The sequence below is a fragment of the Niallia oryzisoli genome (assembly GCF_043641075.1).
In the GTDB taxonomy this organism is placed as follows: Bacteria; Bacillota; Bacilli; order Bacillales; family Cytobacillaceae; genus Bacillus_BD; species Bacillus_BD oryzisoli_A.
Window position 1 is genome coordinate 68,349 of record NZ_JBHZRC010000017.1, and the last position, 11,336, is coordinate 79,684.

13 protein-coding genes are annotated in these 11,336 nt (G+C 40.4%); all 13 read right to left on the reverse strand.

Annotated features, from left to right (window positions below; all coding sequences use genetic code 11):
- Positions 1-41 precede the first annotated feature (41 nt).
- The 13 genes from ACHUFV_RS25185 to ACHUFV_RS25245 all read right to left on the reverse strand — a co-directional run bounded on the left by ACHUFV_RS25185 (position 42) and on the right by ACHUFV_RS25245 (position 11,069).
- Positions 42-767, reverse strand: a complete 726-nt coding sequence (locus tag ACHUFV_RS25185) for an ATP-binding protein (RefSeq protein WP_394239061.1) — start codon at positions 765-767, stop codon at positions 42-44.
- A 334-nt stretch (positions 768-1,101) separates the two neighbouring features.
- Positions 1,102-2,829, reverse strand: a complete 1,728-nt coding sequence (locus tag ACHUFV_RS25190; RefSeq protein WP_394239063.1) for a PAS domain-containing sensor histidine kinase — start codon at positions 2,827-2,829, stop codon at positions 1,102-1,104.
- Between the two features lies 1 nt (position 2,830).
- Positions 2,831-3,298, reverse strand: a complete 468-nt coding sequence (locus tag ACHUFV_RS25195; protein ID WP_394239065.1) for a GAF domain-containing protein — start codon at positions 3,296-3,298, stop codon at positions 2,831-2,833.
- Positions 3,288-3,941 carry a response regulator gene (locus ACHUFV_RS25200; RefSeq protein ID WP_394239067.1) on the reverse strand — a complete coding sequence of 218 codons (654 nt, stop codon included), beginning with the start codon at positions 3,939-3,941 and terminating at the stop codon, positions 3,288-3,290. Before ACHUFV_RS25200 ends, ACHUFV_RS25195 begins: the two co-directional genes overlap by 11 nt.
- Positions 3,942-4,028: 87 nt before the next feature.
- Positions 4,029-4,667 carry a sensor histidine kinase gene (locus ACHUFV_RS25205; protein ID WP_394239069.1) on the reverse strand — a complete coding sequence of 213 codons (639 nt, stop codon included), beginning with the start codon at positions 4,665-4,667 and terminating at the stop codon, positions 4,029-4,031.
- Positions 4,668-4,715: 48 nt separating this feature from the next.
- The gene (locus ACHUFV_RS25210; RefSeq protein WP_394239071.1) at positions 4,716-5,942 is read right to left on the reverse strand and encodes an MFS transporter; all 1,227 of its coding nucleotides are present in this window, start codon (positions 5,940-5,942) and stop codon (positions 4,716-4,718) included.
- Between the two features lie 5 nt (positions 5,943-5,947).
- Positions 5,948-6,223 (reverse strand): hypothetical protein, encoded by a 276-nt coding sequence (locus ACHUFV_RS25215; protein ID WP_394239072.1) that lies wholly within the window; start codon positions 6,221-6,223, stop codon positions 5,948-5,950.
- On the reverse strand, positions 6,210-6,521 hold the full coding sequence (locus ACHUFV_RS25220; RefSeq protein ID WP_394239074.1) for a hypothetical protein: 312 nt from the start codon (positions 6,519-6,521) through the stop codon (positions 6,210-6,212). Before ACHUFV_RS25220 ends, ACHUFV_RS25215 begins: the two co-directional genes overlap by 14 nt.
- 5 nt (positions 6,522-6,526) lie before the next feature.
- A complete protein-coding gene (locus tag ACHUFV_RS25225) occupies positions 6,527-6,718 on the reverse strand; it encodes a hypothetical protein (protein WP_394239076.1) in 192 nt (63 codons plus the stop codon).
- Positions 6,708-7,235: a Rieske (2Fe-2S) protein gene (locus tag ACHUFV_RS25230; protein ID WP_394239077.1), complete on the reverse strand. Its 528-nt coding sequence runs from the start codon at positions 7,233-7,235 to the stop codon at positions 6,708-6,710. The genes ACHUFV_RS25225 and ACHUFV_RS25230 overlap by 11 nt, the downstream gene beginning before the upstream one ends.
- An 11-nt stretch (positions 7,236-7,246) precedes the next feature.
- Positions 7,247-7,807, reverse strand: a complete 561-nt coding sequence (locus ACHUFV_RS25235; protein ID WP_394239079.1) for a 4Fe-4S dicluster domain-containing protein — start codon at positions 7,805-7,807, stop codon at positions 7,247-7,249.
- Complete coding sequence (locus ACHUFV_RS25240) at positions 7,808-9,976, reverse strand: molybdopterin oxidoreductase family protein (protein ID WP_394239081.1); 2,169 nt, start codon at positions 9,974-9,976, stop codon at positions 7,808-7,810.
- On the reverse strand, positions 9,963-11,069 hold the full coding sequence (locus ACHUFV_RS25245) for a hypothetical protein (protein ID WP_394239083.1): 1,107 nt from the start codon (positions 11,067-11,069) through the stop codon (positions 9,963-9,965). Before ACHUFV_RS25245 ends, ACHUFV_RS25240 begins: the two co-directional genes overlap by 14 nt.
- Positions 11,070-11,336 lie beyond the last annotated feature (267 nt).

An 11,336-nucleotide genomic window follows, 5' to 3' on the forward strand; every position in this document is an offset into this window, starting at 1 on the left:
CATAGTCATACTAGCATGATTATTCATTATTCAGCAATTATTTAAAATCTGCCTGCAGGTAAAATCACTTCTACACACGTTCCATCATTGCTGCTACTAATAGTTACTTTTCCTTGGTGTTCTTCTATGATTTGGCTGCTAACATGCATCCCAAGACCTGTTCCACTTTCCTTGGTTGTAAAAAATGGCTCATTTATTCGCTCAAGCATGTCAGACGGAATCCCACATCCTTGATCAATGATCTTAATTTGAATGCTGCTTTTAGAAACAGTGCATCCATCCACAAAGATGGTTCCTCCAGCTGGCATGGCTTCAATTGCATTTTTTATATAATTAATAAACACTTGCTTCAGCTGACCCTCATCACCTAGTACCTTTAATTCGCTAAGCTCGTACCTTTTGACAATTTCAATATTATTTAATAGCGCGTGCGACTCCATTAACGTAAGTACTTGATCCAGTAGCAAATCAATAGGAAGCTCTTCATACTTTATCTTTGTTGGTTTTCCTAGCACCATCAATTCTTTCAAAATAGCTTCTACCCTGGCAATCTCTGCTTCTACTACTTCAAAATACATAGGCTTCCCTTTATAATCTGCCATGATCAATTGTAAAAAACCTTTAATAGCTGTAATTGGATTTCGGATTTCATGTGCAATTCCAGCTGCTAATTGACTTGCCACTGCATGCTTTTCAGATTGCAGCTGCATGTCCAATTCCCTCATAGATAGTTTGCTTTCAAAGCCTTTTATTTGCTCTATCACCATTTCGATCCTACCTCCCGTTTTTTAGCAGAAAATAAAAAGCCAAAATAAGCATAGTTCTTCCCAACTACGTCTTATTTTGGCTTAAATTCTAGCATCATATCTAGAGACTCATTGCCTATTAATGTTAGAACACAATCTTCCTGTAATATAAAAGGTGACTTCTGATAGAATAGAGCGAATATCCCTATATCCACTATTAATACTATATAATCCTTTCTAAATTTTCAATCTATTTACACTGATTTAATATAATTGTAAAATAAACCCTTTACTAAGAAAAGCTGTCAGACCGGCCGACAGCATCGTTTTTCTAAGTATAAGGGTTCATTTTACCCTACTTTGGAACCTCCAAAACAATCTTCGTTCCCTTTTTCTCAGTCGAATGAACTGAAAGCAAACCTCCGACCGCTCGAGCTCTTTCCTCCATACTGAACAAGCCTACACCGCGAGCAACCTGCTCAATATCAAAGCCCTTTCCATAATCCTCGATGACCACCCGAATCTCGCTCTCCATTTCTCGCATGGTCACAAAGGCTTCGTCTGTATGGGCATATTTCCGTATATTCGTTAATGCCTCTTGGATAATCCGATAGATGGTAATTTCTTTATTCGCACTTAACCGGCTTTGCAGATAGCAGTCAAAATGAACATTGATCCTACTGTATTCAGAGTATCGGACAAGATAGGAACGAATCGCAGGAATTAAACCAAGATCATCTAACACAGATGGGCGTAATTCCCAGGAAAGATCCCGAAGCTCTTCAATGATGGCTGTCGCTTCCTCCAGCATCTGATCTAACAGCGGATGACTGACCTCGGTTTGAAGCCGGTTAATCGTTATCAAATGACTGTATAAATTTTGTCCAACTCCATCATGAAGCTCACGGGAAATTCGTTTCCGCTCATCCTCTTGGACATCGATAATTTTCGTCATCATCTTTTGCAGCTCTTCTTCCGCATTTTTCCGCTGGGTAATTTCATGACGGATGGCTAAATACTGATACGGCTTTCCATTCTCATCAATAAAAGGAACAATCGTGGTAGCCACCCAATAGTAGCTTCCATCCTTTGCACGATTTTTGATTTCGCCCTTCCATACCTTCCCTTGAGCAATGGTTGACCACAATTCAGCGAAAAACTCCTTTGAATGGTAGCCGGAATTAATGATACGATGGTCCTTTCCAATCAACTCTTCCTTTGTATACTTCGATACCCGGCAAAATTGTTGATTCACATATGAGATTTTCCCCTTTTGATCCGTTATCGCAACAATGGAGGAAGCATCCAGGGCAAACTTGAGGTCCATCAGCTCATGAATAGACTTTCTTAACTCCTCAACGACACGCTTATGTTCCGTAATCTCCTTACGAATAGCGAGATATTTATAAGGCTTACCGGTTTCATCCAGGAAAGGAACAATCGTCGTATCCACCCAATAATATGTACCATCTTTTGCCTTATTTTTGATTTCTCCACGCCATACATTGCCGCTTGAGATCGTGCGCCAAAGCTCGTTCATAAACTCCTTCGAATGATACCCTGAGTTTATGATTCGATGATCTTTTCCGATTAGTTCCCCGGGTGAGTATTTTGATATCTCACAAAATTTCTCATTCACGTAATTGATTTTCCCTTTTTCATCCGTAAAGGCAACAATGGTCGACTCATTCAGCGCATAATAAATATCAACCAATTCATGTAATGAATAGGATTGATGTTTATTGAGCCTTGATTGATCCTTAACGACATGAAAGGCCATTAAATAATACTGCACACCAGCTAGAATAAAGGTATTCACACGGAAGAATAGAGAAATGGTATGCCCATCATGATGGATGCCGTATTGATGAATAACCATCCCTTCTTTTTCGTGATGAAGGTCCACTTCCGGCATAAGGGTACGAAGTGCTAGTCCATTTAATTCATTTTCTTGATAACCAAAATTGATACATGCCAGCCTATTGGCAAAAGAGATGATACCAGAGTCATTAACAAGAATGGTTGCATCACTGGAACTAGGATCAATCATGCTTTCTTTATTTAAAGGATTACTCCTGTCCATTTTATTTCCTCCTGTTATTGTTTAACGTTTCCTCCAGCCCCTTTGCTGCTCGTAAAACAACGCGATGTTCAGCTTCCGAAAAAATCCGCTTTGTTCGACTCCCCACCAACAAAACCCCTTTTGGCATTCCATTCATTTGAATGGGAGCAGCATAAGCAGATAGAAGATTTTCAGCAAGCATGATCGGGTACTCAAGTGCCTTTCCTGTAATATGATTAGGAAAATCCTCCACAGTCATCGGCCTTCCTGTGGAGATCACTTTGCCAGCTATTCCTTTTCCATAACGGACTGTAATTCTCATATATTTATCGTTACTGTTTCCAGCAGCGTAATGCCATCTAACATCAGGACCGTCACTATTTTGAATAGCCAAACCAACAAAATTACAGCCTAATTCTGCCAATAGCTCTTCACAGCATGCCTCAATATGTTGGCAGGTACCCTCGCGATTGCACCCTTTATAATCCATAGCCTAATAACCCCTTTTTTAAAGCAAATGCCACAAGCTCTGGTCTTGTTTTCATCTGGAGCTTTTCCATTAGGTTCCCTTTATGAGTTTCAACTGTCTTGACGCTGATAAACAGCTGTTCAGCAATTTCCTTATTCGAAAAGCCTTTCGCAATTAACGTCAGAACCTCTTTTTCGCGATCTGAGAGGAGATTGAATGTATCATGATTTCCCTGCTTTACACTCCCTAGATACTCCTCCATTAATCGCTTGGTTGCGGATGGGTGAAGGTATGCATTCCCGCCCGACACAGATCGAATGGCCCCTAAAAGCTCCTCCTGTGGTGCACTTTTTAAAATACAGCCTGAAGCTCCCGCCTGTATCGCCCGGAATAAATACTCCTCGTCATCATGCATGGTTAGAATCAGGATTTCCACTTCCGGCATCAGCTTTTTCAGCTCTGATGTAGCCGATAAGCCATCCTTTCCATGGGGCATACTTAAATCCATGACCACCACATCTGGTTTAAGTTCAAGTGCCTGCTGAATTCCTTCATTTCCCTCTGAGGCTTCGCCCACAACTTCCATATCTTCATGATTATTTAACAGCATTTTCAAGCCCATTCTTACAACGGCATGGTCATCGCATAGTACAATTTTAATCAATCATATCCCCCCTAATTAAGACTGATTGCACTGGAATAAAACACAATAAGGGGATTGCGCTTTGCAAACCCCCAAATCACTATTCTACTATAACGGTAGGGAAAACTCTATAGAAGTCCCTTCCTGCGGCTTAGACGCAATGATACAGCTTCCTCCAATTAAATCCATTCTTTCGATCATGGAGGCAAGGCCCGTTGACTGCTTCATCGCTGTTTCAACTTCAAAGCCCTTGCCAGAATCACTTATTGAAATAAATATTTTTTCTGTTTCCCATACGAGAGTGATAGTAGCCTTCATCGTATCGGCGTGAATAGCGATATTTACCAACGCCTCCTGGCAAACTCGAAAAAGTGTGATCCTCTCTTTTTCTCCCAGCTCCACTTCATCACCAGAAACGTGAAAATCCACTTCAATGCCATAGGTAGAAGTATATAATTTCAAATAGGTTTTCATAGCTGAAAGTAACCCTAATGTTGTGAGTGTAGGAGGATGTAATTCTACAGCCAGAAGTCTTACCTCTTGAATTGTTTTTTCCAATAGTTGGGTCATATCCTTCATATAGCCTTTCATAGACTTGTCTACAGTTCCTTCGATTAACTGCATCCCTGTATATAGACTGTATAATGTTTGACCCACTCCTTCATGAAGCTCAAGCGCTATTCTTTTCAGTTCCTGTTCCTGTGATTGAATAATGTAAGAACTGATATTATCCTTTTCAGACTGCATTTTCATATCCTCCTTTCTCATCAGTATTTAATAAAAGCAGAATCCAGCCTATGCATTTTTCATATTATTATGGTTTCGAAATTTGAAATTACTGCCCTTTACAGCTCTGTCCAACTCTTCTCTAGTAAGAGCCATTTTTTCTTGATAGTACATCCAGACTACAAGAATAAGGCTTGCAAGTGCCACTTCAGATAAAGCCATAAAACCAATAGCATAATGCCCTGTTATATTGAACAATAATGATAATAGGATTGGCGGGAAAAATCCTCCTAAACCACCCATCATCGATACAATACCATTTGCGATACCCGCTTGCTTTTGGAAGTACAATGGCACAAGCTTGAAAATAACACCATTTCCAACGCCGGCACAAAAGGCAATCGTTAAACACCCAAAGGTATACCATCCAAGTGACGGAGCAAAGGAAAGAATCATGGCAGAAACCGTGTATACTCCAAAGACGAACATAAGTAAAATTAGAGAATGGAAACGGTCAGCCAGCCACCCGCCGATTGGACGCATAATGGTAGCAAACACAATAAATCCAGCTGTTCTCATCCCTGCATCTACTTTTTCTAATCCAAAATTTGATACAAGGAAGTTTGGTAAATAAACAGTAAAGGCAACAAATGAGCCGAAGGTAATAAAGTAAAATAAGCAAACAAGCCAAAGCTTTTCATTCTTATAAACACCTTTAATTTGCTCTGAAAGGGTTGTTTTTATTTTTGGTTCCTTTTTATCACCAAGGAAAAAGTTCGCAACGATAAAAACCGCAAGAAGAACAAGGTATAATTGAACGGTCGTTGACCAGCCAAACTTTGTTGCAACCATTGGTGCAGCAAAAGTTGATAATGCTGTTCCAAGATTTCCAGCACCATAGATTCCATTTACAAAACCATGGCGTTCTTTCGGGTAATACTTTGGTAAAGACGTTACGCCAACAGAGAAAACGGCTCCTCCAATACCTAGAAATAGCCCGCCAACTAGTAAATCCATTAATGAATTGGCAATACTAATATAGTAAACAGGAAATAATAATAAAATGAAGCTTAGTAAAAATATCTTTCTAGCACCAATTTGATTTGCATAGAATCCTAACGGAACTCTAAGCACAGAGCCAAGCACAACTGGAATAGCTGTTACTAAGGCCAGCTGACTTTCAGGGATCGCGATATCCTCTTTAATAAACGGTAGTAAAGAGGATATTAATACCCAAATCATAAATCCAACAATTAAATTCATCGTTTGTAAGGGAAGCTGGATTCTTTTAAACATCGTGTTTAACCTCTTTTCTTAATTACATACTGTAGTTGTGATTGTTGATCAAAAGCAGTCCATTCCGTTTCATCACAGGAAACACTTGATGTTAACGGAACAGCAAAAAAGTTGCGCCGATCAAAATAAATTCGTAAATGAGTATTGTCTGGACACAGCTCCAGCTTTTGAATTTCTTTAGGTACAAATGGTGCCTGCTCTTCTCCATCTTTATCAAGGATAGCAACCATAACCTTTTCAGAAACAAAGGATTGCAGATCCTCTACTTTAATGTGTTCCACAGCTTCCGCATCCTCTCTTTGCAGGATATACATTCATCTGATAGCCCTGCAAATAGTTCCAGAAGGCTTCATCTGCATGCGCTTCAATGTAGTCGATCGTTTCTTCTTCTGACTGCCATCTGCTCATTCCTTTTACTTCTGCCACAACAATTTCAATTCCATCCTCTGTCTTTTCATCTAAGTACCAATTAAGGCGGATATCTTTAAAAAGCTCTGTAAGCATTCGATGAATTTCAGCGGCAAAATTTCCGGAGGCCACTCTTATAAAACAAAAGTCAAGGTATGTTTCACTGTTCATTTGATTCACGCCTTTACGTTTTTTGTTTTTTTATAGATCAATATTGCGATAGGAAAGAGAATGATATTTAATCCCCCAAAGATTAAGGTATTTGTATAGTTTTCATAAAAATACTGATGTACCATGAATTGCGTAAAAATAATATTCAGCATCAGAATGGCACATAGTATGCCAACACTAATATATTTAAGCTTCATAACGCTTCACCCTTACTGCATAAACAGCCCCATTTTCAACCTTTACTTGAATCTCTGGAAGCGGTCTTCGCGGCGGTCCAGCAGTAGGAGCTCCTGTCTCGACATCAAAGAAGCCATGATGACACGGACAAACCATTTCACCCTTCTCTTTCACCCAAAATACAGGGCAGCGCAGATGGGTACAGGCATTTTGATAGGCAACGTACTTATTCTCAGATAATCTGATTAAAATCGCATCGTCATGTTCGCCAGGGAATGTAAAATCAATTGAATCTCCTACAGGCAATGCACTTACATCCGTTATTTTTTGGTGAGGATATTCCTTTTCACCAAGTCCCATTAATTCCTTAGCAGCAACTGCCCCCCATGGCAGAGAAGAGATGGCAAACGCCCCTGCAGCCCCTACTAAAGTTTTCATAAATCCACGTCTATCAAGCTTTCGTTCATTATTTCGCTCGATATTATGTGTGTAGTTATCTTCATTGAAAGGAATTTTATTATTTTTATCCGATGGCATTCTGCTACCTCCTAGAACAACTTTGTCGTACCCTGTAAGATACCTGGAAGATTTACTTTCACGTTTGTTTCCCCTTCCAGATATGGCAGGCTTGTTACCCATTTGTCGTTATCAAGATTGAATTGTTTTTTCTTATTATCGATCTCTTCGTCAGTCAACCATTGAAGAGTATTAGTCGGGCAAACGCTCGCGCACATTGGCGGGATATTATCCTTTGTACGGTCAATACATAGGTCGCATTTATACATTAGGTTTTGTTCTGTATCAAATTTTGGTATACCGTATGGGCAGGCAATCGTACAGTTTTGACAGCCAATACATTTTTCCACTAATGCTGACAGTACAGCTCCCGTTTCATGAATTTGAATGGCCTGAGCCGGGCAGCTTCTTGCACAAGCTGGGTTTACACAATGAAGGCACATAAGCGGCATCGTTTGGCGATCCTTCAGCGGATTTACATCATATACATAGTTTCGATTACGCTGCTCATGTCCGCCACACTGTGTACATGCAGCCAGACAGGAACGGCAGCCTATACAGTTTTCTAATTCGATATACAGCCTCTTCTGCACTTATAGCACCTTCTTTGTTTCAACTTTTTCCATTTGCGCTGCACATGCCTTGAATTCCGGCATACGTGACATCGGGTCAAGCGCTGCAATGGTTAATAGATTAATAGATTGCTCATGACCGAAATGATACGGAACAAATACTGTATCCTTTCTGATCGCTTCCGTAATTTTCACTTTATAAATAGCCTCGCCTCTTCTCGTGAATAGACGGACTCTTTCTTCATGTTCCATGTTATATTTTGCTGCTGTTTCAGGATGTACCTCGACATACGGCTCAGGGCACATATCGCGTAGGAATTGAATTCTTCTAGTCTGGTTACCTGATAAATAATGATAGACGACACGACCGGTTGTTAAGCGGAGCGGATATTCTGCATCAGGCTCCTCTGCCGGCGGACGGTATGGCAACGCACAAATTTTTGCTTTTCCATCTGGATGATAGAACTTTTTATCTAAAAACATATGTGGCGTTCCAGGATCATTTTCATCCTTACAAGGCCAAAATACGCCATCCTGTTTATCAATCTTATCCCAAGTAGCACCGTAGTAATCGGCGTAGCCGCCTTTACTAGCTAGTCTGAACTCATCTGCTACGTCTTTTGCTGTTTTTAGATGAGAGAAATATTTCCCTCTGCCTAGTCTTTCAGCAAGCTCCACTTGCATTTGCCAATCTGGCTTAGATTCGCCAATTGGTTCCTGTGCTTTATTTATTTTAATAATCCGTCCTTCAAGGTTTGTTACGGTTCCCTCATCCTCTGACCAAGTAACAGAAGGAAGAATCACATCGGCAAACTCTGCTGATTCAGATATGTAGAAGTCTGCACATACCATGAAGTCCAAGCCTTTTAGTGCTTTACGGACAAAATTAAGATTTGGCGCAGATACTGCCGGATTGGAACATAGCAAATACAAACCGCGGATTGTTTTCTGTTCCATTAACTCAAACATTTCATATGCTGACACACCTGGCTGCGGCATTTCCTCTGGTGTAATGCCCCATACCTTGCAAACCTCTTCCACATGCTTTGGATTAGTGAGCTTACGATAGCCTGGTAATAGGTCAGACTTTTGACCATGTTCACGTCCGCCTTGTCCATTACCTTGACCAGTGAATGTTGCAACGCCCGCTTTTGGACGGCCAATTTTACCCGTTACTAACGCCATATTTGTATAGGCAGATACATTATCTACACCCTTATGCTGCTGTTCAATCCCGCGGGCAAACATGACAACGGCATTCGGAGCTTTTCCGTAAATTTCCGCAGCACGGATGATTTTTTCAGGAGCCACGCCAGTAAGCTCACTCGTATATTCTGGAGTAAATTCTTTTACAAGCTCTTTTGTTTCTTCAAATCCGTTTGTATGGTTCGCAACAAACGCTTCATCCGCGTAGCCGTTTTGGATTAATAGATTTAAGATTCCATTTGCAAGGGCAAGGTCTGTTCCCGGACGTAGATCCAAATGAACATCTGCTCTTCTTGCTAGCGCTGTTTCACGGGGATCCGCTACAATAAGGTAGCCCCCTCTTTCCTGTACATGCCATACACGGAACATGGATGTTGGATGACATTCTGCTGTGTTACTTCCAGCAATAAATAAGCAATCTGTTTCATGAATATCTGTCCAAGGCAAAGTTGATCCTCTATCGACACCGAAAGAACGAAGGAATCCGCCGGCTGCACTTGACATACAGAAGCGACCATTATAGTCGATGTAGCGTGTGCCAAGACCAACACGGGCAAACTTTCCAGTTAAATAGCATTTTTCATTTGTCATTGATACACCGCTAAAAACAGACAATGTATCTTTTCCATATTTGCTTTGCAGCTCTGTAAATTTTTTCGCGATTAAATCATAGGCTTCGTCCCAGCTTGCTTCACGGAAGCCTTCCTTCGTTCCTTTTAAGGATGCATCATCACGAATAAGTGGTTTTAAAATCCGATCATCATGGTTTGTTTGCTGGTAGGCTGTAACCCCTTTTGGACACATCTTTCCAACGTTAACCGGCCAATCATAACGAGGTTCAACCCCGACAATTTTATTTGTTTTTGTATTTACCCTTAAGTTCATTCCACATTGCATGCCGCAATAGGAGCAGTGCGTTTTAATCAAGGTTTCATTTGGATGTCTAACATTCTCTATTTCTCTAAAAAACTTATCCCTTTGCATTCTGGTTTGCCTCCTTAACTTTTACCTGGTGAGTAGGGAAACCGGAGAATTGTGCAATCCGGTACTTTCTTCGGCATGGAAGACATAGCTCCGCAAGATGGTGTCCTTCCTCCGTTTTAAACTCAATATCATTCATGCCAAGGACATCAACAACATCCTTTGACTGCTCTACAGAAACAAATTCATCGCCACAAACCTTACATTCCTTCATTGATTGCTCACCGTAGTGTTCTCGGTAGTTTCTCGCCAAAACGCTCATTGGGCGGAAAGGAATATGTGCCAGCTTTCCAAATGGCAGATAAATTAACGTAATAATAACGGACCATTGGTGAATCAAGGACATAATCGGATGTCCTGCACCGTGTAAAACCATATTCATAAACGTAAGTGCTAGTCCTGTATAACTTACTAGCAACAATAAATACAATGGAACAAAGTCATAAAGAAACTTTTGCTCTGCTCTTGCCTGCATATTTTTCAAGCGGCGATATAGCGCCATGCTTACTCCTGAAATAACCATTACAGCAGATATATTTAATGCATTATAAGATAAAGTAGCAATGAGACCTTCAGCCGGCACAGTCAGGATTTTCATACCGAATAGGATGATATTGTAGTAGCCATTGTCTTCCATCGTGAAATACATCCAGCTGAATACAAGAGGAAATGTGACACAAATAGCCAATACACATCCCCAGCCAATCAGCACGTGCTGAGTCCATCGGTAAATTCCCCTATTCCAAATAAATTTATATGTAGCTAAATGCTCTACAGATGTTTTCGGAGTTGATTTTCTAAATAGAAGCTTCAGACCCTTTTTGATGATAATCTTTGTTGGTGGTCTTTCTCCCCAAGCGATAAAGCGGTAGAAGAAACCGCCTATAAAGACGAGCGTTCCCACCATATAGCCATATAGGTTTAAATCAATATGTGTAAACATTCTTGTTCCAATAAACGTTAAGATTGCCAGCCCGCAAACGGCTAGAAACATAGACTTAGCAAAATGTGATGCAAAAGCTTGATTAAGAGATTTCGAGGTTTCCTTCTTTCCTTGCGCCTTTGCTTTCGTATTCGCCTCAATATTAGTGTGCATAATAAATCCTCCTTATTCCCGCAAATCCTTAACCTTATTGTAGAGGTCAGAGAACATTTTCTACATCGGGGAATTTCCCCATTGGATCAGGGAAATTCCCCTATTCTGCAAAATTCGACATAAACACGGTCAATATAGTGTAAATGCGTTGAATCTGCAACATATAAAAAACCCAATCTATATGATTGGGTCAGACTGTAGACAAACTCCTCGATTAAAATCGAGTTTGCCTACAGTCTTTTTTGTTTTAAACTATTAATAGAACAA

Bases quoted from the DNA above. Each gene is read 5' to 3' on its own strand.
- ACHUFV_RS25225 (WP_394239076.1), bottom strand. From the start codon at position 6,718: ATGAAGCTTAAATATATTAGTGTTGGCATACTATGTGCCATTCTGATG.
- ACHUFV_RS25195 (WP_394239065.1), bottom strand. From the start codon at position 3,298: ATGGATTATAAAGGGTGCAATCGCGAGGGTACCTGCCAACATATTGAG.
- ACHUFV_RS25185 (WP_394239061.1), bottom strand. From the start codon at position 767: ATGGTGATAGAGCAAATAAAAGGCTTTGAAAGCAAACTATCTATGAGG.
- ACHUFV_RS25205 (WP_394239069.1), bottom strand. From the start codon at position 4,667: ATGCAGTCTGAAAAGGATAATATCAGTTCTTACATTATTCAATCACAG.
- ACHUFV_RS25240 (WP_394239081.1), bottom strand. From the start codon at position 9,976: ATGCAAAGGGATAAGTTTTTTAGAGAAATAGAGAATGTTAGACATCCA.
- ACHUFV_RS25210 (WP_394239071.1), bottom strand. From the start codon at position 5,942: ATGTTTAAAAGAATCCAGCTTCCCTTACAAACGATGAATTTAATTGTT.
- ACHUFV_RS25230 (WP_394239077.1), bottom strand. From the start codon at position 7,235: ATGCCATCGGATAAAAATAATAAAATTCCTTTCAATGAAGATAACTAC.
- ACHUFV_RS25190 (WP_394239063.1), bottom strand. From the start codon at position 2,829: ATGGACAGGAGTAATCCTTTAAATAAAGAAAGCATGATTGATCCTAGT.
- ACHUFV_RS25220 (WP_394239074.1), bottom strand. From the start codon at position 6,521: ATGAACAGTGAAACATACCTTGACTTTTGTTTTATAAGAGTGGCCTCC.
- ACHUFV_RS25245 (WP_394239083.1), bottom strand. From the start codon at position 11,069: ATGCACACTAATATTGAGGCGAATACGAAAGCAAAGGCGCAAGGAAAG.